This window comes from Rothia sp. P13129 (genome assembly GCF_048512865.1).
Classification (GTDB): domain Bacteria; phylum Actinomycetota; class Actinomycetes; order Actinomycetales; family Micrococcaceae; genus Rothia.
In genome coordinates this window covers 162,410-187,142 of sequence record NZ_JBLXYA010000002.1, presented here as the reverse complement: position 1 = coordinate 187,142, position 24,733 = coordinate 162,410, and the positions used below count along the sequence as shown (strand labels likewise).

Genomic DNA, 24,733 nt, shown 5'->3' with positions numbered 1-24,733 from the left:
ACAATTATGTGAGCGCATAGTACGCCCACACCGTTGATTCTAGGGGGTTACACCCAAGATGGTCAATCATAGCCACACTATTTCAGGTGTTTATTTCACAACAAATATGGTATGTTACTTCCCCATTGCATTATCAACGGCTAAACATCGACTCCCACGACGACATCGGGGTATCAAAAACTAGCTCATGGTAGACCTCACGACGATACTCTTCAAACCCCCTACGACAATAGTTCTTCAGAGCGTATGGCCCGTCTAAAGTACATGTATGCACCCACACACGTTGCACTTCAGGTATAGCGTGATAAGAGGACATCTTCCATGCAGCAGTAAGAACATACTCCAAAAAGGCTTTACCCAGCCCCCTACCATGCACCCACTGCATCAAACCAAAATAGAGCAGCTCCACATCAGAGCCAAATTCATCATCAGAACGAGGAATAACCTGAGTATCTAACTGCGCATAGCCACAAGGAGTTCCCTCAACATAAAGAACCCATAGTTCACTGCCAACTTCGCTCAGTTCGTCATCCCACTGCTCTCGAGACCAGCTTAAACGCTCGTACCAGTAATAAGGCCCACCAACAACACTATAAAGCCAACGAATAAACTCCGGCTGAGGATGCATCACCCGCTGAGCATACACGCCTTCAGGAAAGCCCGAAAACTCCCCCGGATCTGAAAACATCTGTAAATAAATGACCTCAACATCCCGAGGAGAACGCGAAGGCATCGAATTTGTTATAGAAGTCATGACCAAAGAACGCTTCCCCTAATGTCCAGCCTCTTGCCAAGACGCACCAGAACCAACCTGAACATCAAGAGGTACCAAAAGTTCCACAGCCTTGCTCATCTCTTCACTCAAAATACGGCGAGCTTGTTCAAGCTCACCAGAGGCAACTTCTAAAATCAATTCGTCATGAACCTGCAAAAGCATACGACTCTTAAGATTCTCATCATTAAGACGACGATAAACATTAAGCATCGCAATTTTGACAATGTCCGCAGCAGTACCCTGAATAGGAGCATTCAACGCTGCACGTTCAGCAGCCTCACGACGTTGCTTATTTGAACTGCCCAAGTCGGGAAGAATACGACGGCGTCCAAACATCGTCTCGGTATAACCATCACGGTGAGCCTGCTTAACCGTTGAACGCAAGAAACGCCCCACATTGCCAAAACGTTTAAAATAGTTCACCGTTAACTCGCCAGCCTCATCAACAGGAATACCGAGTTGTTTTGAAAGACCAAAACGAGACAACCCATACGCCAGCCCATAAGACATTGCCTTAACTTTGGCACGCATCTGTGATGTCACCTCTTCAGGAGCCACATCAAATACTTCTGAACCAACAAAGCGATGCAAATCCTCACCACTTTGATAAGCCTCAATTAGCTTCTCGTCCTTAGCTAGATGCACCATAATGCGCATTTCAATCTGCGAATAATCTGCAGTCAGAAGAGTCTCATATGATGTTCCATCAACAGAATGCGGATCAACAATAAAGACCCCACGGATTTTACGTCCTTGCTCAGACCGGATAGGAATGTTCTGAAGGTTTGGTTCCGTAGAAGACAATCGCCCAGTCGCTGTAACATTTTGTTGAAAAGTCGTATGAATCCGACCATCAGCAGCCGTCGCTTTTTCTAGACCTTCAACCGTTTGTTTGAGCTTGGTAAAGTCACGATAGGTCTGCAACGCAGCCAAAAATTGCGCTCCGGCAGTATCAGGATTCACTTTAGTCATCAAATCTGCAATAGACTCAGCATCAGTAGAATACCCCGACTTAAGTTTGCGAGTCTTGGGCAGTCCTAATTCTTCAAAAAGAACTCCTTGAAGCTGTTTAGGAGAGCTCAGATTCACTTCGTGGCCAATCAAACGATACGCTTCGTCAGTTGCCTGACGCACGAAAGAATCATAGTAGTCCTTAAGCTCAGAAATCTTTGCAGAATCAACGGCGATACCAGATTGTTCCATACGAGCTAAAACCTCTGCCATAGGAAGCTCAATATCCTGATAAAGGGTTAGCTGCTCATCATCAACCATCCGATAATGCAAACGGTACGCCAACTCTTGAATATGGCGAGCAACAAGAGCGCAATATTCAAAGGGGACAGAAGGTTCTAACACAAAAAGCTCTGCTTGAGGCTCCTCCGATACTGGCTCCTGAGGAAGAGAAACCCCCAAATATTCTTGGCACAAGGCATCCATCATCGTCGCAAAATCACGTTTACGAGCTGAAGGAATATACCCGCACACATAAGAACTCAGCATCGGGTCTTCAACGACCCCAGCAAGGTCAAAGCCTCGCGCATTCAACGTCTTATAGTGCTGTTTGAGGTCGAAAAGAATTTTAGGTTGAGACTCATCTGCTAACCAACGAGCAAAAACACTCTCTACTTCTGGGCTCATCGCAGTAAAATCAAGCCATACGCTAGAAGCTCCAGCAACTAAAACAGCACCTAAAAGATCACGCTCATGAGCTAGGCCCGTCTGCTGAGCAGACTCAGCGACAACAGGATATAACGTCACAGCACAGCTCAAACGTTCCGGCACAGATTCTGAACGCTCCACCTGAGCAATAACATCAGTCGCCGTGTCCAAGAATTGACGTAAAACTTTATCTCCGTCATCAGAAGAGCACGTCTCAACTGTCGTATCAAAAGACAGTGCAGATACAGTCGTACCCTGCTCCGCTACGGCGGGGAAAACCTCACCCACACGACGGCGAATAGAATTAAACGCTAACTCATCAAAAAAATCGTCAAGACGTTGATGGTCTTCCGGACCATACTCACTCATATCCGATAACTCAAGCGGCAGTTCGAGGTCATCAACCAAACGATTCAAACGACGGTTACGACGCACATCCTCAATATGTTCCCTAAGCGCCTCACCCTTTTTGCCTTTAATCTCATCAGCATGGGCAAAAATACTCTCTAAATCACCGTATTCATTAATCCATTTTGCGGCAAAACCAGGCCCCACACCAGGTACACCTGGCAGGTTATCTGCTTTCTCACCTGTCAACGCGGCAAGATCTGGGTACAAATGAGGAGGTACAAGATATTTCTCTTGCACAGCAGCCGCATCCATAGGACGGATACCTTTCTGCGGCCCCGTCGTCACAGGATAAAGTACCGTGACGTTATCAGAAATCAGCTGAAAAGAATCCCTATCACCAGAGACAATAGATACTTGATATCCGCTCTCACGACCAGTCTTTGTCAACGTTGCAATAATGTCGTCTGCTTCATATTCAGGAACGGTTAGCCAAGGGATATTTAACAAATCAAGAAGACGCTGAATTAGCTCAACCTGCCCAAAAAATTCGGGAGGAGTCTCCGAACGCCCACCCTTATACTCACTATATTCACGTGTTCTAAATGTGCCACCCGATAAATCAAACGCAGCAACAATATGCGATGGTTCTTCACTTTTAATAAGGCTCAACAACGTTGAAAGGAAACCATGAACCGCATTTGTGTGCTGTCCTTGAGCATTAACGAAAACATCAGCTGGAGTCCCATAAAAAGACCGAAAAGCTAAAGAATGACCGTCAATCAGTAGAAGTTTTTGAGTTTTTTTAGCAGATTCTTGTGTAGTCACAAGTTCTATCCTAGACGCTTATTCTTTCTCACACCACGTTCACTCCCCCTATGTTCACTAGCACCTCAGAAAAACAAAGAGCATAATGAAGACTATGAACGAATTACCTCACGACGTACGCGCATCATTGATTGAGCATGGAATACCGGAAGATTCAGTACACCGTTTCGGTCCGCTAGGTTTAGGAGAGCTTATCCCTAAACTTGGTATCCGCTTCCTTGAACTCTCTGCAGAAAAAACTGTTGCAACAATGCCAGTATCAGGAAACACCCAACCAGCAGGACTGCTACACGGTGGTGCATCCGCAGCATTCTTAGAGACTCTTGGATCTTTTGCATCAAATATGGCTGTCGATGAGAAAACCATGGCAGTCGGTACTGAACTGAATATTACTCACCTACGCTCTGCCGTCAGTGGTCTTGTGACAGGAACCTGCACCGCAGTTAAACTTGGTAGAACACAGCTGGTCCACCACATTGATATTACCGATGAGAATGGAAAGCTAATTAGTAGCGGAAGAATGACCAATATGGTTGTTCCTAATATCGTTCATTCTGCTCAGAAGGGATAACACGCATGCGAGAAAAAATTGGGATGGTCTTTCTCATCCTCACTATTCTTGTTGCTGTTACGGCAATGCAACGTGGAAGCTATTGGTGGCTTGGTCTAGCAATCTGTAGTGCTGTCACACTATGGGGTATTGGAACAAAGCCTTCACAAAAATAATCTTTGCTCACAACACATCATGGTGGGGTTAGCACTCCTTTAGGAGTGCTAACCCCACCATGTTTTTATGTCTAGTAAAACCTATGATTTAGACATTTGTTCAACGATAGTCTCAGCAACTTCACGCATAGAGATACGTCGATCCATTGACGTTTTTTGAATCCAGCGGAACGCTTCTGGCTCTGTTACCCCCATCTTTGTCATGAGCAAAGACTTTGCACGGTCTACAGCTTTCCGCGTCTCAAACTGTTCTTTAATATTTTCAACTTCAGCTTGAAGAGCCTTAATCTGTTCATAACGACTCATCGCAACTTCGATAGATGGGATGAGCTCATTTGGGCTAAAGGGTTTAACCACGTATGCCATTGCACCAGCTTCTGTGGCACGGTCTACCAGCTCTTTTTGGCTAAAGGCGGTTAACAATACAACAGGAGCAATCTGTCGTTGTGTAATCTCTTCAGCAGCAGTAATACCATCCATAATGGGCATTTTTACGTCCATGAGGACAACGTCAGGGCGGTATCGCTCAGCGAGTTCAACAGCAGTCTTTCCGTTATCAGCTTCTGCGATGACGTCGTATCCTTGTCCTCGAAGAATCTCAACGATGTCCATACGGATGAGCGCTTCATCTTCTGCGACGATAACGGTATGTGTTGTTTCCTCTGTGGAAGATGTCTTCTCTGACATACAAACTCCTAGCTCTCTGCCGACCCTTTTACTTTATAATTTTGACACGTTGCTTAGCTATCTGTTCAGCACGTGAAGAAAAAAGTCCGTAATATTCACCACTGTAACCTCATCAACCGTAAAACAACCTCAAAACTGACTTCTCAAACGCTCTCATAAAGTATCTAAGGTTCTATCTTCACTTCAGTTGTAAAGGAAAGTTCAGAAAGCTGAACACATCAACACCTAAACAACAGGCACGCCTTAATATATAAAGACAACAATGATTATAGATTTTAGATTCCTCTAAATATTAAGACTTCAGAGGACCACCTTCTTTATTTTCTATTTTTAAAATAAAATTACCAATCTCTTTAACAATCTCAGTAACTAAAGCATTTCCCATAAAGAACATCCTCATTCGGTCACTCACCGGCACAACATCTCCGCCAGCAGTTTTCTTGTAAGCAGTCCAATTATCTGGAAAATCTTGCAAGCGTTCAGCTTCAATCGGTGTCAAAAGACGATAACGATCATTTCTAAAGATGAGATGTGTCGAGCGGTTAAGGCTCCCTTCAGACGTTAACATTGTACGACTTGGCAAATTTTCATAGTCATAAGGAGACATTCCACCTTCTGAAAAAATGTAAGAAAAACCATCTACAGAAGTTCGCTCAATTCGTTTTGGACCTCTTAGGTACTTAAACTTTTCAATCTTCTCGTCATCATCAAGATAATATTTTTCGTCAACTAATGCTTCATCTTGAAGAATGTCACCAAGAGTTAAAGAATTTCCATGATACGCTTGCTCAGTTTCAACGCTATAGCATATCCCATGACGCATAATTCCAGTATTCCATACTTGACCTGTAAAATTATCAGATAACTCAACAATATCATCATTTAACTGATAATAAGACCTACGATTTTTAATGACACTTTTTTTGATTGGGAATTGAGTTGCAAATAAACCTTGGCAGAAGATATAGTCATCATATCTATTTTCTTCAGAGAGAACAGCATCTCCCTCAAAAACACGGTCAATTTTCTGAGCAAATTCGGTATCATTTCTATACACGAAAAAGAACACACGTCTACGTCGCTGACTTCTACCATATTCAGCAGCATTAATAACACGCCACTCAACAGAGTAACCTAGCTTATTAAAAGAAGCTAACATAATAGAAAAATCTCGCCCACGTTGCTTTGAAGGAGATTTTAAGAGTCGGTCTACGTTCTCTAGAATTAAATATTTCGGTTTAATGATTTTGGTGACTCTAATAATTTCCCAAAATAAGACACCTTTTTTACCCTCGATACCCATTTCGTTTTTCTTGGTACGAGCCACAGAATAATCTTGGCATGGAAAACCTCCAACGATTATGTCTGCATCCATTTCAGCAAAATCATTATCTGTAATATCAGAAATACTGATATTGATATTTTTACTGTCAGGGAATTGGTAGTTATACACTTCAAAAGCATCTTGAGACTTGCGAGAAGGCTCCCACTGGTTAGACCATTTTGTTTGAAAAAAGTCTTTATCTGCGTTTTCAAGTCCAACACGGAACCCGCCTACACCTGCAAACAACTCAAGGACTTTCATTTTTCTCCTATAGAAACCGGAATGTATTCATATTATACTATTCCGTTGCAAATTGATCAAGTCTCCAGTGTGCTGCAGTGTTACAATAGAGGCACTCTAACGCTTGTAAGGATTTTTTATGTTATTTGATTATGATGACAGCAATATTGAAAGCATTGTGGACTATTCCAAAAATAATTTACTAGGAAAGCCACTGTCTCAGATTATTGAATCTTATAATTTATCACCGTATAAGACTTATAAAGACTTCCAGGAAAAAAAGATATCAAAAGTTACCAACAAAGAAATCAGCATAAAGTCAAAAGGGCAATACGGTAACTATATTGAAAGATACTTCTATGGGTTACAAACTAATAATAGCTCCTTGCCAGACTTTGATAAAGCTGGACTAGAGCTAAAAGTTACCCCCTTTAAAGTTAATAAAAATAAAACAATAAGCGCGAAAGAACGTCTCGTTTTAACAATTATTAACTACAATAAAGAAAATCTAGATAATTTTTACGATACCCACCTATGGGAAAAGTGTGCAAAAATTTTACTTTTATTTTATGAAAGGACCTTAGAAAATCAAAAAATAGAAGATTACGCTATCAAAAAAGTTTTTCTTTATAAATGGTTCGAAGAAGACATGAAGGTAATTCTTGAAGATTACCGAAAAATCAGTCAAAAAATTAAAGCAGGAAAAGCACACGAATTATCTGAATCGGATGGAAATTATCTATCAACTTGTACTAAAGGTGCGGGAAAAGGGAAAGACCTTAGAACACAACCCTATTCTGATAAGTTAGCTAAGCAAAGAGCTTGGGAACTTAAGTCAAGCTACATGACTTACTTGATTAATCATAAAATTTTCGACGAACCTGACCAAGAGAGCATATTAAACGGTGTCAAGAACAGTGACAAAATATTTACAGAAATTATATCAGAGAAAATTTTAAAGCATAGGGGGCGTTCAGCAGATGAATTATATCAATATTTTAGTGTAAATCCCAAAGCAAAAGGTAAGAACAACACTCTTATACGAAAAATTTTAGGGCTCACTGGAGATGTTGATAAAACAAAAGAATTTCAAAAATCTAATATGAATTTACGAGTAATTCGTATTGACAGCACGGGGCTTCCAAAGGAAGATTCTCCGTTTAAGAATTATTCTTTCCAAGAGTTAGCAGATATAGACAACTGGGAAGAGTCTCACCCGTATCTAGAAATATTTAGTAAGAAATTTCTATTTGTTATTTTCAAGGAAAAAGATAAGAATACTTTTGTTCTAGACGATATTAAGTTCTGGGGGTTTCCCGAACAACTGCTAGAAGAAGTTCAACGGGTTTGGAGACAAACTCAAAATATCATCCGCGAAGGAGTAGAACTCACTGTAAGAGGAAATAAAGTATCAACAAATTTCCCACAGAGTAGAGTAAATAAAGTAATTTTTACAAAAATACATGCGCAGAACACCTACTATGAGATAAGGTCATCAGAGTTTCTCGGCAAGGGGAAGATATCTGATACGGATACCTTGCCCAGCGGATTAAAAATCACAAAGCATTCATTTTGGTTGCCCAAGAGGTTTTTAAAAGATGTATTGGAAGGAAAATGGGACTAAATATAGGAGAAAAGTCCTAAGATATCTGTTACGCACTTAATAAACCAAGTTGATAACATGTTTAGCGCCTAGCTCTTAGATACTTTCAAAGAGTCTGAGGAATGATAACTAGTATGGACCTTTATAAACTCGAAAATGTCGCATACGACTTCAATCAACACGTTAGAAAAAAGCTCCCCAAACATCTAAAATACGACTGCGACACTGGAGGCGGAGGAGACAGCGAAACAGCCCTATGGGTCGCTGAACTAGTACACCAATACGATATCTCCATAGACCCCGAACTATACGTTAACTGGAGAGAACACCAACCTATCGTCTACGGCAGCACATGGGCCGGATACCACTGCGCCGTTGAAGCATTAGAAGCAATCGACGCTCGCCCAGAAGTTCAAGCAGAGTTTAAACGTAGAGGAATCACACCTTCGGTGAAATATCTCTCGTAGATTCAAAAGATATTTCTATTGAGAATCTCATAGAGAGAAAGTGAAGCCTCAAAATTACCCTTTACAGGTTTTCCGAGAATAGAGCGTTCTCCCCCTAACACAAAATAACACCTTACCGGGTGGGGTTAATACCAATAAAAAACCCTCTTCTACAAGAAAGAAGAGGGTTTATCGTTGTGCCCAAGGTGGGACTCGAACCCACACTCCTAAGAACCGCATTTTGAGTGCGGCGCGTCTGCCAATTCCGCCACTTGGGCGCATCTGCGCTAAGAGCACTCCTCTACGATACACCATCACTACGCAAAAGTGAAATCGAAAGAGCCGAAATCATAAAATACTTTATCTAATGCCTCACAGCACAACAGAAAGAAGCCCCATCCTCGCTCATAAACAGAACATAGGACAGGGCTTCTTCTCGTATCAGGATAAAACCTTAGAGAGTGACGATGCTAGGAATCTTCACCCCAAGGGCCAAGTTTCTCTTTCTCTTCAGGAAGAAGAGCACCAGCGTCATCCAAGTCACCAATACGGTGAACTTTCAACATATTGGTTGAGCCGGCAACGCTTGGAGGCGAACCAGCCGCCATAACGATGAGTTGATTAGGTTCAGCAATTTTTTGAGCCAAAAGGTACTGGTCGACCAGACCTGTCATCTCATCAGTGTTTGCAACGCTCGCAGCTTCTACCGCGTCTACACCCCAAAGCATTGCAAGGAATGCGCGAACCTTAGGATCAGGAGTAAATGCAATCACAGGCTTCGACGGGCGCAAACGTGCAAGACGGCGAGCCGTATCACCGGACTGAGTGAACGCGGTAATGTAATCAACATTGAGCTGATCAGCAACGTTCACTGCCGCACGAGTAATCGCACCACCACGAGTCTTAGGAGAAGTGCCTAGTTCAGGCACACGATACAAGCCACGTTCCTCAGTGGATTTGACGATACGAGCCATCGTCTGAATGGTGATAATCGGGTACTCGCCCACAGATGTTTCACCAGAAAGCATGACGGCGTCTGCACCATCAAGGATAGCGTTAGCGCAGTCAGATGCTTCTGCACGAGTTGGAGTGGGGTTATGAATCATTGATTCAAGAACCTGCGTTGCCACGATAACAGGCTTAGCCCAACGGCGAGCAAGTTCAATGGCTCGCTTCTGGACGAGAGGGACCTCTTCAAGAGGATATTCAACGCCTAGGTCACCGCGAGCGACCATGATACCGTCGAACTTATCAACGATGTCTTGAAGATTGTCAACAGCCTGAGGCTTCTCAACCTTCGCAATAACGGGGATGCGGAATCCTTCTTCGTCCATGATTTCGTGAACACGAGCGATGTCGTCGCCAGATCGCACGAAAGAAAGAGCGATAATGTCGACACCAAGTTTCAAAGCGAAGCGAAGGTCGCGTTCATCTTTTTCAGTCAATGCGGGGATAGATACCGCAACACCGGGAAGGTTAATACCTTTATTGTTGGAGATAGGACCACCAACAACAACGCGTGTTGTTACCGTCGTGTCAGTTACTTCAATGGCTTCAAGACGAATTTTTCCGTCATCGATGAGCAGGGTGTCTCCGGGAGCGACGTCTCCAGGGAGTCCTTTGAAGGTGGTACCACAGATGTCTTTGGTACCTTCAACGTCTTCGGTCGTAATTTTGAAAGTATCACCAGGTTCTAGAACTTCAGAACCGTTTTTGAAGGTTTCAAGGCGAATCTTTGGGCCTTGTAGGTCTGCCAAAATGGCAACGTTTTTACCGAGCGCTTTGCTCTGTTTACGAATGTTCTTGTAGGAATTTGTGTGAACATCGTGGTCGCCGTGGCTCATGTTAAGGCGGGCGACGTTCATGCCAGCTTCAATAGCTGCCTTAATTTTCTCCTCAGAGGAGATTGCCGGACCAATAGTACAAACAATTTTTGCGCGTCTCATGTATACAACCTTAGTAAGTTTGGGGGTGCGACAACAAGGGGGATGATAGAACATCTTGCGATAGTGCGTTCAATGAGCCACAAAAAATAACATTCCCACACATTCACAGATATTCTTAGCATCTCTCCGGGTGCATACCTCATTATACGGGCATAAACCTTCTTTTTGTCCCAGAAATGAGAAAAATAACTCATAAAACCAGCCTATTTCCCACAAAAACACACATCTTATTCGTTAAATGTTCCATCGCCGTTCAACTTGTTTTATTCTTGAGATATAAAAGCACCGCAAACCACGCCTTACCGGCATGAAAGAAACGTGAGACTCATGAGCACCCAAAACGTCGTTATCCTCTTCGGCTCAAACTACGGATTTACAGAACGGTACTGCCGCTGGATTGCAGAAGAACTCCAAGCTCTCGACCAGTCCCCCAACATTAGCCTCAGCCCCATTGCAGAAGCCACCGACGAGCTCATCGAATCTGCTGACGTACTCATCGTCGGGGCAAGTTACCTTGGAGGGTTCCTCACCGGTGCTCCAACATTACGCAAACGCCGTGAAGCAATGCTCAAAGTTCCGCACCGTGTCTTCTTCACCGTATGTTTCAACGGTCTAGCCGTATACCCGCGTGAATACCTCGACAAACGCGTCATGAAATCTTATAAAGAAGACGTCGCAGGAAACTGCCCCACCTACCACTTCCGTGGAGGACTAGACCTCTCCCAAATGACGAAAACTCACAAAACTGTTCTAGCAGGAGTTCGCACCGCATATCGTCTCAAGCCTCACGCGAACGAATATGACAAACAGATGATTGAATCTTTCGACAACGGTGGTGGAGACTACACCAACCGTGAAGACATCTTCCCCCTCGTCGAAACAGTCGCAGGGTATCTCTCCCCCAATGTAGAAAGCTAAGGCGCGTATCCTCGTGGGAGCATGTGTTCTCATCTCAGCAGGTAGCCAGTACGGATACACCACAGAATATGCACACTGGATATCCGAAGCGTTAACTAACTATGACAACACTATCAACGTAACGATTTGCGCTACAGAACAGCTCTGCGCAGAAAATATTCAATCAGCAGATATTGTTCTTATCGGAGCTAGCGACTATGGAACATTTTTGACAGGAGCAAAAACAACACAAAAATACGCTGAACTATTGCGACCACTCCCACGCGTGTTTTTTACCGTATCTTTTAACGGGCTTGAAGGTAGTAGCCGCCAAAAGTTAGACAATATGGTGATAAAGAACTATGGCGAAACGTTAACGGAGAACGCTAAAATTTTCCATTTTCGTGGAGGACTAGACCATGCCAAGCTCAGCATGAAACATAAAACGCTCATGATGGGGGTACGTGCAGCAATAGCGGCAAAACCTCAACGCTCTCAGGCTCAAGAACAAATGCTTAAAAGCTTTGAACAGGGAAAAGTAAACTATTCTGACCCAATAGCTGTTAAACCATTAGTCGAGCATGTCCTACAAACGTTAGCTACTCAACAATAACAATATTTGTTCTCCTCTATGTGGTGGGGGTAAGAGATATCTCTTACCCCACCACATAGATTTATTTATACAGTCTCTTAAAGAAGCGTAAACCCGCGATCATGAGGAGACACCGGTTCAGGTAAGAAAGTGGAACCGGTAAGATACCGCTCAACTGCGGCAGCTGTTGCACGCCCCTCAGCGATAGCCCACACCACCAGGGACTGTCCGCGCCCAGCGTCACCACAAGAAAACACGCCAGGAACATTCGTCATATAGTTCTCATCTCGTGCAACATTTGACCGTTTGTCATAGCACGCACCAATTTGTTCTTCTAAAGTTCGAGAATCTTGCCCTGTAAAACCTAACGCCAAAAACACGACATCAGCAGGGATAACATGTTCGGTACCCGGTTCAGGGACACGACGGCCATCAGGTAGGTACTGCGTCTTAGCAACTTTAAGACCTGTCAAAACACCATTCTCACCAACGAACTCCACGGTTGACGCTAAATAGCGAAGCTCTCCACCCTCCTCATGAGAAGAAGACACCTCAAATACTTTTGGAAACATCGGCCATGGTTCACTATCAGAGCGTTCAAGCGGTGGCTGTTCACCAATCGCAAGAGTCGTAATAGATGCTGCTCCTTGGCGTACAGCCGTACCGATACAGTCAGATCCAGTGTCTCCACCGCCCAAAACAATCACGTTCTTACCGGTAACGTTAATGCTCAGTGAAGAGCTCTCCCCTGAGACAAAACGATTCGTGTCCTTGAGATAATCCATTGCCGGATAAATACCAGATAACTCAGCGCCCGGAATATCCAGTAAACGAGGAGCTGTTGCCCCTGTCGCAACAATAACAGCGTCATATCGTCGTCGTAACTCATCCCACGTAATATCAGTACCAATATTAATGCCGGGACGGAAACGAGTGCCTTCTTCTTCCATCACTGCAAGACGACGCTCCACCACAGATTTCTCTAATTTAAAATCAGGGATACCATAGCGCAACAAACCACCAATTTTAGAGTCACGTTCAAAAACAGCAACCGTAAAACCAGCCTGTGTTAATTGTTGAGCAGCCGCTAACCCAGCTGGCCCAGATCCCACCACAGCAACCGTCTTATCTAACATACGTGCAGGAAGAATAGGCTCAATCAGGTTCTCAGCAAACCCAGCTTCACCAATAGAATACTCAGCTTGTTTAATAGTGACCGCCGGCTGATTAATACCTAGCACACAAGAAGACTCACACGGAGCTGGGCACACGCGTCCGGTAAATTCCGGAAAATTGTTTGTTGCGTGCATACGCTCCACCGCTTCACGGGTACGACCACGCCACACCAAATCATTCCACTCAGGAATAAGATTCCCCAAAGGACACCCAGCGTGACAAAACGGCACACCACAATCCATGCAACGCGATGTCTGTTGACGGATAACAGCCTCGTTTGGGCGAACCTGCACCTCACGGTAATCCATAATACGTACAGGCACAGGCCGTTTCGGTCGGTCTTGACGAGTTGTTACTTCTAGAAAACCACGAGGATTAGCCACGGGTTACCTCCAAAATCTTCTTCCACACAGCCATCGAGTTAGGGTCTTCACCTTGAGCTTGAGCGTCCTGACGAACACTCAAAACTGCCGCATAATCACGCGGCACAACCTTCGTGATACGCCCCATAGTGGCTTCTTCATCGGCTAAAAGCTGTTGGCCCAGATATGACCCAGTGTGTTGTACGTGCTCTTCTAAAAGTTGGCGAACCTCTGAACAATCTGTTTCAGATAAAGCGGAAAACGATAGTTCACCCTGCTCACGAGAATCTTTATTCACATTCTTCATGTTGAGATCTAGTACATATGCATAACCGCCACTCATACCAGCACCAAAGTTACGTCCTGTCTCACCCAAAATCAGGGTTCTGCCACCTGTCATATATTCACAACCGTGGTCGCCGATTCCTTCAACAACAGCAGTAGCACCAGAATTACGCACTAAGAAACGTTCACCTACAACACCGCGGATAAACAGTTCACCGCTGGTAGCTCCATAACCGATAACGTTCCCTGCCACAACATTTTCATGAGCGATAAGAGGAGCGTTCTCATCTGGGCGGATAATAATTCGTCCACCAGATAGGCCTTTACCGGCGTAATCGTTGGTGTCACCAACTAGTCGAATAGTCATTCCTTGAGGAATAAACGCACCCAAAGACTGACCAGCATGTCCTTTCAGATGAAGGTCAATCGTATCTGGTTCTAATAAGTCAGTACCAAACGTTTTCGTCACATAATGTCCTAGCATTGTGCCGATAGAACGATCAGTATTCACCACATCACGAGTGATTTGAGTCTTCTGACGGTGCTCAAAAGTGGCAGAAGCCGCACGAATAAAATGGTGATCGATATGAGCATCCAGTTCATGGTCTTGTTCACGGCTATGGCGCACTCCCCGACCCGCGTACTCTTCAAACGTTGAACGCAGAATAGGCGATAAGTCTAAACCGTCAGCTTTCCAATGTTCGATAGCAGCAGAAGTATCCAAAAGTTCTGCACGCCCAATAGCCTCGTCAAGGCTTCTCAACCCCAGCTGCGCTAAATATTCACGAACTTCTTCAGCAATAAATTTAAAGAAGTTCATAACATGCTCAGCTTTACCGGTGTACCGTTCGCGAAGCGTCGGGTTCTGTGTCGCAACCCCCACTGGGCAGGTATCCAAATGGCATTTACGCATCATAATGCAGCCCTCCACCACGAGTGGAGCTGTTGCAAAACCGAACTCTTCTGCACCCAATAGAGCAGCAATCATCACGTCACGACCGGTTTTTAGTTGCCCGTCAGCTTGCACAACCACGCGGTCACGTAAACCGTTAATCATCAAAGTCTGTTGAGCCTCAGCAAGACCTAACTCCCATGGTGCTCCAGCATGTTTCAAGGAGTTCAAAGGAGCAGCACCAGTACCACCATCGTGACCAGAAATAAGCACGACATCGGCTTTAGCTTTCGTTGCACCGGCGGCAACCGTTCCAACACCCACCTCAGACACCAACTTGACATGAATACGAGCCTGCGGGTTGGCACGTTTGAGGTCATAAATCAGCTGTGCCAAATCCTCAATAGAATAAATATCATGATGAGGAGGTGGCGAAATCAAGGTCACCCCAGCTGTCGCGTGACGGGTCTTCGCCACCCACGGGTACACTTTCTGACTCATGAGCTGCCCACCTTCACCAGGTTTAGCGCCTTGAGCCATCTTAATCTGAATATCTTGGGCGTGTGTTAGGTATAAAGACGTCACACCAAAACGACCAGAAGCAACCTGCTTAATAGCTGAACACCGTTGCGGGTCAAGAAGCCGTTCAACATCTTCACCGCCCTCACCAGTATTCGACTTTGCACCCAAAGCATTCATCGCAATAGCCAAAGTCTCATGAGCCTCCTGAGAGATAGACCCATACGACATCGCACCCGTCGAAAAACGCTTCACAATAGAGCTCACCGGCTCTACCTCAGAAATATCAATCGGAGGGCAATCCTGCTTCAAAGACAATAACCCACGTATTGTCATCAGCTCTTTAGACTGATCATTTACACGTTCTGTATAAGACTTGAAAATATCGTAGCGCCCCGTTTTGGTTGCATGCTGCAAACGGAAAACAGTCTCAGGGTTAAACAAGTGGGAGGCACCATCACGACGCCAATCATATTCACCACCAGTTTCTAACGTACGGTGTGGAACAGCTACCCCATCTTGAGGATAGGCACGGTCATGACGGGCTTTCACCTCAGCAGCAATAACATCAAGACCCACACCATCCATCTGCGAATGAGTCCCTGGAAAATACTCGCTCACAAGACGCTCAGACAAACCCAACGCTTCAAAAGTCTGAGCACCACAATACGAAGACACCGTAGAAATACCCATCTTCGACATAATCTTCTGCAGACCTTTACCCAAAGCCTTAATCAAGTTCTTAACAGCTTCGTCCTCAGAAACTGACTCAATCTCACCATCTCGAACCAGCTGTTCCACCGACTCCATGGCAAGATACGGGTTCACCGCTGAAGCACCATAACCAACCAAAGTAGCAATATGATGCACTTCGCGAACATCACCAGCTTCAACCACCAAAGACGCCTTCGTACGAGTTGCAGAACGCAAAAGGTGATGATGAACCGCCGCCGTCAACAACAACGACGGAATAGGCGCCCACTGCGCATTAGAATGACGATCAGAAAGAATAATATGCTCCACACCGCGATTAACAGCGGCAGACACCTTTTCACAAATTTCACTCAGCCGAGCACGTAAAGCGTCTTCTCCCCCAGCAGGGTTATAAAGACCCCGAACTTTCAGGGCAATACCCATACCATCCTCATCAGTGAGGTGAGCAATCTTTTCCAACTCATCATTATTGATAACGGGAAAATCTAAACCAATATGACGAGTATGTACACGCCCATTACGAAGAATATTCCCATTAGGACCCACCGACGTCTTCAAGGACGTAACAAGCTCTTCACGAATAGAGTCAAGAGGAGGATTCGTTACCTGAGCAAAAGACTGCACAAAATAGTCAAAAAGTAATCGTGAACGTGACGAAAGAACCGCAATAGGAGTATCCGTTCCCATCGCGTAAATAGGCTCTGCACCATGTTGTGCCATGGGGGCAAGAATCTTTTTAAGTTCTTCAGTAGTGTATCCAAAAGTCTGTTGGCGCAGAGTCATCGATGAACGAGGGTAACGAATATGTTCACGTTCAGGTAAATCGGCAAGATTGATAATGGACTCTGACGCCCATTTTTTCCATGGGTGACTATTCGCTACGCTCTTTTTAACTTCTTCATCTGAGATGATACGTTGTTGTTCTGTATCGACGAAGAACATCTTTCCTGGGCTAACTCGACCTTTCTGAACGATATTCTTCTCGTCAATATCGATAACGCCTACTTCAGATGCAAGAACAACAAGACCTTCATCAGTCACCCAGTAGCGTGCTGGTCGTAACCCGTTACGGTCAAGGACAGAACCAACCCGTGTACCATCAGTAAAAGCTACTGCTGCTGGGCCGTCCCATGGTTCCATTAACGTTGAATGATATTGGTAGAAGGCTCGGAGGTCTTCGTCCATATCCTCGTGTTTTTCCCATGCCTCAGGAATCATCATCATCATCACTTGTGGCGCGCTACGCCCAGAGAGCAACAGCAGTTCTGCAACCTCGTCAAAAGACTGAGAATCTGAAGCACCCGCCGAACAGATGGGAAATAATTCTTCGGGGTTTCGTCCTAACAATGGTGATTTGAGCTGTGATTGGCGCGCTCGCATCCAGTTACGGTTACCTTTGACGGTATTGATTTCGCCGTTATGTGCGATGGTTCTAAAGGGTTGCGCTAACGGCCATGAGGGAAAGGTGTTCGTTGAGAATCGTGAGTGGACGATAGCAAGTTTTGTCTGAAATCTGGGGTCTGAGAGGTCAGGATAAAAGGGTTCTAGTTGTGCGGTGGTTAGCATTCCTTTGTACACGATGGTTCGTGTAGAGAAGGACGGAAAATATACTCCGAGCTTGTGCTGTGCGCGTTTACGTAGACGAAAAGCTTTTTGGTCTAGTTGTTGTTGTGCGGATGTTGTGTCGAGGTCGATGATAGGGATATGTCCGGTGAAGGGTGCGGCAACGGCGTCGTGTTCTTCGGGTTCTGCTTCGGCGATGAACATCTGTACAAAGTGAGGCATGACGGCGCGTGCTGATTTTCCGACAAGTTCTGGGTTGGTGGGCACGTCTCGCCAGCCGAGGACTTTGAGTCCTTCTGCGTGGGCGATGTCTTCTAGTGATTGTTTGTATTCGCTGATGTTTTCTTCGTCAGCGGGGAGGAACGCTGTTCCAGCTGCGTATTTTCCGGTTTCTGGTAGGCAGAAGTCTAGTACGGCGCGGAAGAATGTGTCGGGCAGTTGTAGGAGGATTCCTGCGCCGTCGCCGGTGCCTTCGTCTGCTCCGACGGCTCCTCGGTGTTCGAGCCGACGCAGTGCTGTGAGTGCGTGGTCAACGATATCGTGGCTGGCTTGACCGTTGATCGTTGCAACCATCGCTAGTCCGCAGGCGTCTTTTTCGTTGTCGGGGTGGTATAGCCCTTGCGCTTGAGGTATTGCGGCAAATGTTTGGAAGGGTGACGGTGGTGTGGTGGAGTTGTGTTTGCTCTGTGTTGGGGTGTGTGATGTTGGGTTTTTCAAAGGCCTTTTCCTCTCCACGGCGGGTCGTTCACATGCGTTAGGGTACGTGTGTGAGCGAGGTTTCGGTGGTGGTACGGCACAAAGTTTGATATATCCGCATCGTGTATGCGCATAGGCTCTAACTCTTGGGTGTGGGATAAGAGTTAAAGGTCTTTGAGCCGCGCCATTGCAGCGATGGGGTATGTTCCGTTTACTGATAGGCAATAGGTGTTATCAGTGGTGGATTTATTGTGGTGCAGTTGATTCCTGTGTGTGGTGGAGTCAATGTTGTTACGTTTTCACGTTCACCGGTAGAAGACGCTAGTTTTTTGGGTGTGTTCTATCTATCTTCTGGTAGTTATTGTGCCTTGTTTTGTTTCAAAAGGGGTAATTCTTCGCGTTAATACACCAGATAGTGAGACGGCTTAGTATCTGATAGTTAAATAGTTGGATGTCTCGGATATTTTTATTTTTAGCGACAAGACGTACACAGTGAAATAAAGGCGTCTCAAAATTGTATGATTTTGTGGAGCTTAATTGTTCTTAGCTTCCTCCGCGGAGCATGTATCACATGAAAAGTTTGTAGCTAAAAGGTTATTGAGATGTTAAACAGCAGGCTTGGTCTGACGCATGGTGTTCTATGGGTTGTTTCATCTCTATGGGCTATAGCTCTGAGCGTCACAACAGTATTCTTTGTGATTGACCAAGACCGTTATGGAATTCCAGAGGGAATATCATCTTCGTTCTCTCTTGTAGAAACACCTCACGACATCACTGAACAGGACTTGATACAACAGCTCACAGAACAAGCTCAGATTGAGCACGTCAATATCTATAAAACTGTTCCATCAGCACAGTTCGATAAGCTATCCACCACCTATTATCTTTTCTCTGGTCAGCCAGATACTGTTATCGGAAATATTGATCAAGAATATTTTCCAAGTTTTAGCAAACTTTATACGCCAAAACTATTACCCGGAGATTCTCTTCAACGAGACCACTTTCTTGGAACGTACTTTGTGCAAGGCGATGTTCGCAGTGCACAGAATATTTTTACTCATCTCCAAAATTTAGGTTCAAACGGTCAAGTTCAACAACTTCAACCAGCTGAATTTTCTTGGGCTTTTTCTCTCATTTTTAGCACTTGGGCTGCTGGTATTGTAGTGCTCTCTTGTACTCTCATCCTCATGATGGTTCAGATGTACAGCCTCCGACTATCAATACAAGCTATTCGACGTACCGTCGGAGAAAACCCACGACGTGTTGTTTTTCAAGAATATCTGGTATTAGGGTTTCCTCTTCTGATTCCAGCTCTCATAAGTTTCTTAGCGTTATCTGGTTATAGCTTCTTTGTTGCTGACGGGTACCGTTTACAAACAATTTTCTGGGTCAGTTTGCAAATTTTGGCGATATTACTCTGTCTATGGGTATGTTCATGTGCCACGGTCTATGTAGCAACCCGACAGTATTCTTTAGGAGCTCTTGCCAAGGGGAAGAAGCCTCTCCGCTTGCTAGCAACTCTATCTCTTTCTCTTGTTATCACAGGTTCGTACTGCACAATAGCTAGCCTCGATGCAACGGTTCATCATTTTTCTACCTATACAAAAGAAGAACGTGCCAATAGTGTTCGAGCACATGGCAAAGACCTCGTTCAACCATTATTTAGTTATCTGACTCTTACACGAGTTGGAGAAGAAAAGATGCAGCAGATACAAAAAATCTATGATGATTTTGAAAAGCAAAACCACGTATTTCTTTCCTCTCCACTGCAATTTGGAGAGCAGGAAGATAACAGCAATTTCCTCTTGGTTAATCTTCCCTATCTTCGATATTTTTCGTCTCTCTCACAGGAGCTGGTCGATACCATTGCCAACGACATTTCTTCGTCAGATAATGTTGTTTTAGTTATTCCACAGGATTTAGAGCATCAATCTGAAAATATTAAACATCAGATTGAAGGTTGGGTATCTTTCCAAGAAGAAACTGCTCGTCATCACCACACCATAAAAGTATTACAGTATTCAATACCAGATACAGGAATACTGCCTCTTTTAGGTAAAGCGCCTACTGACATAACCTATCGGGAAAATCCTGTCCTCGTTGTCAGTCAATTCTCGTCAAAGACAATACCTGTCATAAACCTTGGCACAGCAGACCTTACGTATAGTTATAAGCCGTTCAAAGCAGCTATAGAAAACCATCATTTATCAGATTTTGTTATTGCTTATAGGTCAGTACAAGAAGAAGCTCAGCTCGAACATGCTAATCGTCAGGCAACGTTAGTTATGTCTGTAGCCGGCGCTGTTTTATCATTATTATCTCTCGCCGTAGGAAGCACTCTTCTTGCTATCACTTACTACGCTCGTCATACGACAGCTCTCTTCCTTCATAAAACGACAGGCGCTACATGGTTAGAAAGACACGGAAACTTTTTATATCAGCTCATTTTTGCCTCGACAATACCGATCAGCATGTTTGTTGCCCTCTATGGTAAAAATTCAGGAGTTTCTTTCGCTCTTGGACTAGGCATCTTTTTTGTTGTCTGCACATCCAGCATGTTGATGCTCAGAGCTTTAGAGAAAAATATCACTCAACATGCTTTAGAAATATCGTAAGGGGTATAGAAAATATGGCTATTTTCCCTCTCTTAACAGTTCAAGACCTCTCCTTTTCCTTTCCCGGTCGAACGTTATGGAACGACCTCTCATTTACAGCAAGGTCTCAAGAATATGTTGTCATCACAGGAGAGAGCGGTTCAGGGAAAACTACTCTTTTACAGTGCCTTGGAAGTCTCGAGAAACCCACATCTGGAAGAATCTTCTACAACGACGTTGAGGTATCTGCTCTCAAAGGAAAAGAACAACGAAGCTTTCTTCGCAACCATGTAAGTTTTGTATTCCAAAATTCAGGTTTAGTCCCCTCATGGAACGTCAGAAAAAACCTTGAGTTCGGAGGTTTTAAAGTTGAGGAGCATCAAGAACAGGTCTATCGTGCCTGTGAACGTTTCGGACTCAACACGCAGCTCTTAGATACTCCTGCCTATCAGCTAAGCGGTGGTGAGCAACAACGTATCGGGATTATACGAGCAGCAGTCCGCGAGACTCCTTTAATCCTTCTTGACGAACCAACAGCAGCATTAGACGATTACCACGCGCAATGTGTTCTCGACTTTCTTCAAGAACATTGCCGTAACGGAGGGATTGCTATTGTCGTGACCCACGATTATCGGGTCATTGAACAGACCAATAGCAGAGTACACCTCACCGCATCATAAAACTTCTATACCTTAAAAGACGATGTCTTGCCCACAACATATATTGTGGGCAAGACATCGTCTGCTTTTCTTCCAAAACAATATTACGGAGCTACAAGTTTAGGCCCCTTGAACCGCGTTTATAAGAGCACGCTGACGAGCCCGCATCTTAGCGATAATCAAACCGCATAGACCAAGAACAATCAGCAAACCAGCAGTCCACACATGAACACGAAGACCCAACACATAATGAGGAGTATCAATACGCCAGAATATCTCGATGATGATACGTCCCACACCGTAGTACAACACATAGAGCCAAAAAGTCTGACCTAAAACAAGCACCGACTTACGACCTAAATACAATAAGAGCATGACACCGCAAAGATTCCACAACGATTCGTACAGGAAAGTTGGGTGAAAGAGCGTACCGGCAGGGTATTGGTGCGGAAAATTTGGAGAATGAGAAGAAATTTCTAAGCCCCACGGCAAAGTAGTAGGTTTGCCGAACAGCTCCTGATTGAACCAGTTACCCCAACGTCCGCAGGCCTGAGCTAAAAGAATACCGGGGGCAACAGCGTCAGCAAAGAGCGCAAAAGAAATGCCATAACGGCGGCAAGCAATCCAAGCACCTAAAGAACCTAAAGAAATAGCACCCATAATGCCGATTCCGCCCTCCCATATCTTAAAGACGTTGAGAGGATCAACACCTGCACCAAAATAACTTGCAGGGTCAGTAATGAGCACGTGGTAAGCTCGAGCACCCACAATACCAAAGGGGAAAGACCATAACGCAATATCCCAAATACGTTCAGGATCTTGCCCCCATGACTTCCAACGGTAGGCTGTAAGTTTCAAGCACAAGAAAATACCCACCAAAATGCATAAAGCATAAAAGTGAATGGTTAGACCGCCTACATGAAAGCTGTTAATGGATGGGGACGGAATAGAAGCCTCTAACACCGTATTATTCATCGTTCTTACCTGCTAACTGACGCGTCAAAACTGCGACTCCTTCAACGCCATCAGATTCTAGAGCTTTCACAAGAGCAGTCCCCACAATCACACCATCAGCATATTGCCCGATTTCTTCAACGTGTTCACGGCGAGAAACACCCAAACCAACACAAACTGCTGGAGCGTCCGCTTCACGTAAATGCTGCACCAGTTCAGAAGCAGCATTGTTCACGGACTGGCGCATACCCGTCACACCCATGACCGATACCGCGTATACGAAGCCACTAGAAGCACGAGAAATCATCGCTAAACGCTCGTCAGAAGAAGAAATAGCAGCTAAGAAAATACGATCTAACTGATACTTTTCGGAGGCCTCAAACCATGCGGAGGCTTCGTCAGGGACGAGATCTGGTGTGATGATTCCAGCCCCTCCGGCTGCTGAAAGATCACGAGCGAACTCGTCGACACCATAACTTAACACGGGGTTCCAATAGGTCATTACAACGACAACAGCAGAGGTGGCCTCAGTAATTTCGCGTACGGCACGAAACACATCTTTTAGACGGAATCCGTTCTCTATGGCGTGTGCTGTTGCCTTTTGAATAACGGGGCCGTCCATCACTGGATCAGAATAAGGGACACCTAGTTCAATAATGTCTGCACCGTTACGTCCTAATGCAATAGCAGCCTGAATGGATTCGTCAACGGTGGGGTAGCCTACCGGCAAGTAACCGATGAGGGCAGCACGTCCTTGTTCACGACATTCTTCAAGGCGTCGTTTCAACGCCGACCCAGCTGGAGCCGGCGGAAAAGAATTATGACGTACAGAATACCGAACGCCTTCTGATAGATAATCACGATACGTCATTAGTTGTTCTCGCTCTCTACGCTTTGAGCTTCATGCATAGCTTCTTTATTTCCAGTGACTAAAGATGATGAGGGGATGGCTTTACCTAGGCCGAACCATTCTAGGGCTGTTCCCATGTCTTTATCGCCACGACCTGAAAGACATACCACCATCACTTTGTCGGAAGCAGTTTCAGGGTCGTTGGCAGCCCATTCGCGTGCAACGCGCAAAGCGCCAGCGAGCGCATGGGCAGATTCGATAGCAGGAATGATACCTTCGGTACGGCATAGTAGCTGTAATGCGTCCATGGCTTCGGTGTCGGTAACGGGCTGGTAGCTGACTCTGCCGATGTCGTTGAGGTAGGAGTGTTCGGGGCCGACCCCGGGGTAGTCGAGTCCAGCAGAAATTGAGTGGGATTCGATGATTTGTCCGTCTTCATTTTGCATCAGGTATGTCATCGCGCCGTGAAGCATACCAGGTTTTCCGAGGTTGATGGTTGCTGCGTGACGGTCTGTTTCTATGCCGTCACCGCCTGCTTCAAAGCCATAGATTTTGACATCGGGGTCGTCAAGGAATGCGTGGAACATTCCAATAGCGTTGGAGCCTCCTCCAACGCATGCTGCGATACCGTCGGGAAGTTTTCCGGTGGCTTCGAGGATTTGTTCTCGGGCTTCGGTGCCGATGGCGTCGTGGAAGAAGCGCACCATGGCGGGGAAGGGGTGCGCTCCTGCTGCTGTTCCTAGGAGGTAATGGGTGTTGTCGACGTTTGCTACCCAGTCGCGTAGTGCTTCGTTGATGGCGTCTTTGAGGGTTCGTGAACCGTTTTGAACGGCGATAACTTGTGCCCCAAGAAGTTGCATGCGTGCCACGTTGAGGGATTGACGTTCGGTGTCTTCTTCGCCCATGTAGATGACGCATTCCATGCCGAATAATGCGGCGGCTGTTGCTGTTGCTACGCCGTGTTGTCCGGCTCCTGTTTCTGCGATGAGACGGGTTTTGCCCATGCGTCGTGCAAGGAGTGCTTGGCCAATAACGTTGTTAATCTTGTGTGAGCCGGTGTGGTTGAGGTCTTCTCGTTTGAGGAAGAAACGTACCCCGTTGGCGTGTTCTGAGAAGTGTGGTACTTCGGTCAGTAGTGATGGGCGGTTGGAGTACTCGTGGCTGAGGCGTTGGAATTCTGCCATAAATGCTGGATCATTTTTTGCAGATTCGAAGGTTTCTTCTAGCTCGGTCATTGCCATCATTAGAGATTCGGGCATCCATTGACCACCGTATTGACCGAAGTAAGGGCCGGGGGCATTTTTGAGGGAAGAAGAGTTCCCTTTCAAAAAGTTATCTGCAAGTTGGTTTGTCACCGTTATGCCTCGTTTTCTGTTATAGAGCTGTTGAGTAAGTTGG

General features: G+C 45.3%; 18 protein-coding genes and 1 tRNA gene. 8 read left to right on the top strand and 11 right to left on the bottom strand.

What is annotated here, in order from left to right; genetic code table 11:
* Positions 1-133: 133 nt before the first annotated feature.
* The gene (locus ACN081_RS02795; protein ID WP_419103502.1) at positions 134-754 is read right to left on the bottom strand and encodes a GNAT family N-acetyltransferase; all 621 of its coding nucleotides are present in this window, start codon (positions 752-754) and stop codon (positions 134-136) included.
* An 18-nt stretch (positions 755-772) separates the two neighbouring features.
* Positions 773-3,610: a DNA polymerase I gene (gene polA / locus ACN081_RS02790; protein ID WP_419106888.1), complete on the bottom strand. Its 2,838-nt coding sequence runs from the start codon at positions 3,608-3,610 to the stop codon at positions 773-775.
* Positions 3,611-3,704: 94 nt separating this feature from the next.
* Here polA and ACN081_RS02785 point away from each other — a divergent pair, with 94 nt between their 5' ends.
* Both ACN081_RS02785 and ACN081_RS02780 read left to right on the top strand, forming a co-directional pair.
* Positions 3,705-4,181, top strand: a complete 477-nt coding sequence (locus ACN081_RS02785) for a PaaI family thioesterase (protein WP_419101793.1) — start codon at positions 3,705-3,707, stop codon at positions 4,179-4,181.
* Between the two features lie 5 nt (positions 4,182-4,186).
* The gene (locus ACN081_RS02780) at positions 4,187-4,336 is read left to right on the top strand and encodes a hypothetical protein (protein ID WP_419103505.1); all 150 of its coding nucleotides are present in this window, start codon (positions 4,187-4,189) and stop codon (positions 4,334-4,336) included.
* An 81-nt stretch (positions 4,337-4,417) separates the two neighbouring features.
* Here the strand turns inward: ACN081_RS02780 and ACN081_RS02775 are convergent, their stop codons facing one another.
* Entirely contained in the window at positions 4,418-5,023 is a 606-nt protein-coding gene (locus ACN081_RS02775; RefSeq protein WP_419103506.1) for an ANTAR domain-containing response regulator, read from the bottom strand.
* 292 nt (positions 5,024-5,315) lie between these two features.
* On the bottom strand, positions 5,316-6,608 hold the full coding sequence (locus tag ACN081_RS02770; RefSeq protein WP_419106887.1) for a DNA cytosine methyltransferase: 1,293 nt from the start codon (positions 6,606-6,608) through the stop codon (positions 5,316-5,318).
* Between the two features lie 118 nt (positions 6,609-6,726).
* On the opposite strand from ACN081_RS02770, the gene ACN081_RS02765 reads away from it, so the two are divergent.
* Together ACN081_RS02765 and ACN081_RS02760 are read left to right on the top strand one after the other, a co-directional pair.
* Positions 6,727-8,211: a Sau3AI family type II restriction endonuclease gene (locus tag ACN081_RS02765; protein WP_419106886.1), complete on the top strand. Its 1,485-nt coding sequence runs from the start codon at positions 6,727-6,729 to the stop codon at positions 8,209-8,211.
* Between the two features lie 113 nt (positions 8,212-8,324).
* Positions 8,325-8,657, top strand: coding sequence for a hypothetical protein (locus ACN081_RS02760; RefSeq protein WP_419106885.1), 333 nt, complete (start codon positions 8,325-8,327; stop codon positions 8,655-8,657).
* Between the two features lie 177 nt (positions 8,658-8,834).
* Here the strand turns inward: ACN081_RS02760 and ACN081_RS02755 are convergent.
* Positions 8,835-8,914 (bottom strand) — tRNA-Leu (locus tag ACN081_RS02755).
* A 192-nt stretch (positions 8,915-9,106) separates the two neighbouring features.
* Positions 9,107-10,582 (bottom strand): pyruvate kinase, encoded by a 1,476-nt coding sequence (gene pyk / locus ACN081_RS02750; protein ID WP_419101798.1) that lies wholly within the window; start codon positions 10,580-10,582, stop codon positions 9,107-9,109.
* Positions 10,583-10,909: 327 nt separating this feature from the next.
* Between pyk and ACN081_RS02745 the strand changes: the two genes are divergently transcribed.
* Complete coding sequence (locus ACN081_RS02745; RefSeq protein WP_419103510.1) at positions 10,910-11,500, top strand: flavodoxin domain-containing protein; 591 nt, start codon at positions 10,910-10,912, stop codon at positions 11,498-11,500.
* A 13-nt stretch (positions 11,501-11,513) separates the two neighbouring features.
* Positions 11,514-12,092 (top strand): flavodoxin domain-containing protein, encoded by a 579-nt coding sequence (locus ACN081_RS02740; protein ID WP_419106884.1) that lies wholly within the window; start codon positions 11,514-11,516, stop codon positions 12,090-12,092.
* A 77-nt stretch (positions 12,093-12,169) separates the two neighbouring features.
* On the opposite strand, the gene ACN081_RS02735 is transcribed toward ACN081_RS02740, so the two are convergent.
* Both ACN081_RS02735 and gltB read right to left on the bottom strand, forming a co-directional pair.
* The gene (locus tag ACN081_RS02735; RefSeq protein WP_419106883.1) at positions 12,170-13,630 is read right to left on the bottom strand and encodes a glutamate synthase subunit beta; all 1,461 of its coding nucleotides are present in this window, start codon (positions 13,628-13,630) and stop codon (positions 12,170-12,172) included.
* Complete coding sequence (gltB, locus tag ACN081_RS02730; protein ID WP_419106882.1) at positions 13,623-18,299, bottom strand: glutamate synthase large subunit; 4,677 nt, start codon at positions 18,297-18,299, stop codon at positions 13,623-13,625. The genes ACN081_RS02735 and gltB overlap by 8 nt, the downstream gene beginning before the upstream one ends.
* A 581-nt stretch (positions 18,300-18,880) precedes the next feature.
* On the opposite strand from gltB, the gene ACN081_RS02725 reads away from it, so the two are divergent.
* Entirely contained in the window at positions 18,881-20,893 is a 2,013-nt protein-coding gene (locus ACN081_RS02725; RefSeq protein ID WP_419106881.1) for a hypothetical protein, read from the top strand.
* A 14-nt stretch (positions 20,894-20,907) separates the two neighbouring features.
* On the top strand, positions 20,908-21,552 hold the full coding sequence (locus tag ACN081_RS02720) for an ABC transporter ATP-binding protein (protein WP_419103090.1): 645 nt from the start codon (positions 20,908-20,910) through the stop codon (positions 21,550-21,552).
* 99 nt (positions 21,553-21,651) lie between these two features.
* Here the strand turns inward: ACN081_RS02720 and lgt are convergent, their stop codons facing one another.
* From lgt to trpB, 3 genes are read right to left on the bottom strand one after another with little or no spacing between them, the layout of a single operon-like run.
* Entirely contained in the window at positions 21,652-22,506 is an 855-nt protein-coding gene (gene lgt / locus ACN081_RS02715) for a prolipoprotein diacylglyceryl transferase (protein WP_419106880.1), read from the bottom strand.
* Positions 22,499-23,356, bottom strand: coding sequence for a tryptophan synthase subunit alpha (gene trpA / locus ACN081_RS02710; RefSeq protein ID WP_419106879.1), 858 nt, complete (start codon positions 23,354-23,356; stop codon positions 22,499-22,501). Before trpA ends, lgt begins: the two co-directional genes overlap by 8 nt.
* The gene (gene trpB, locus ACN081_RS02705) at positions 23,356-24,690 is read right to left on the bottom strand and encodes a tryptophan synthase subunit beta (protein ID WP_419106878.1); all 1,335 of its coding nucleotides are present in this window, start codon (positions 24,688-24,690) and stop codon (positions 23,356-23,358) included. Before trpB ends, trpA begins: the two co-directional genes overlap by 1 nt.
* Positions 24,691-24,733 lie beyond the last annotated feature (43 nt).

Excerpts from the sequence above, each read along its gene's own strand:
- ACN081_RS02795 (WP_419103502.1), bottom strand. The coding sequence starts at position 754 with ATGACTTCTATAACAAATTCGATGCCTTCGCGTTCTCCTCGGGATGTT.
- ACN081_RS02785 (WP_419101793.1), top strand. The coding sequence starts at position 3,705 with ATGAACGAATTACCTCACGACGTACGCGCATCATTGATTGAGCATGGA.
- ACN081_RS02780 (WP_419103505.1), top strand. The coding sequence starts at position 4,187 with ATGCGAGAAAAAATTGGGATGGTCTTTCTCATCCTCACTATTCTTGTT.
- ACN081_RS02775 (WP_419103506.1), bottom strand. The coding sequence starts at position 5,023 with ATGTCAGAGAAGACATCTTCCACAGAGGAAACAACACATACCGTTATC.
- ACN081_RS02770 (WP_419106887.1), bottom strand. The coding sequence starts at position 6,608 with ATGAAAGTCCTTGAGTTGTTTGCAGGTGTAGGCGGGTTCCGTGTTGGA.
- ACN081_RS02765 (WP_419106886.1), top strand. The coding sequence starts at position 6,727 with ATGTTATTTGATTATGATGACAGCAATATTGAAAGCATTGTGGACTAT.
- ACN081_RS02760 (WP_419106885.1), top strand. The coding sequence starts at position 8,325 with ATGGACCTTTATAAACTCGAAAATGTCGCATACGACTTCAATCAACAC.
- pyk (WP_419101798.1), bottom strand. The coding sequence starts at position 10,582 with ATGAGACGCGCAAAAATTGTTTGTACTATTGGTCCGGCAATCTCCTCT.
- ACN081_RS02745 (WP_419103510.1), top strand. The coding sequence starts at position 10,910 with ATGAGCACCCAAAACGTCGTTATCCTCTTCGGCTCAAACTACGGATTT.
- ACN081_RS02725 (WP_419106881.1), top strand. The coding sequence starts at position 18,881 with ATGTTAAACAGCAGGCTTGGTCTGACGCATGGTGTTCTATGGGTTGTT.
- ACN081_RS02720 (WP_419103090.1), top strand. The coding sequence starts at position 20,908 with ATGGCTATTTTCCCTCTCTTAACAGTTCAAGACCTCTCCTTTTCCTTT.
- lgt (WP_419106880.1), bottom strand. The coding sequence starts at position 22,506 with ATGAATAATACGGTGTTAGAGGCTTCTATTCCGTCCCCATCCATTAAC.
- trpA (WP_419106879.1), bottom strand. The coding sequence starts at position 23,356 with ATGACGTATCGTGATTATCTATCAGAAGGCGTTCGGTATTCTGTACGT.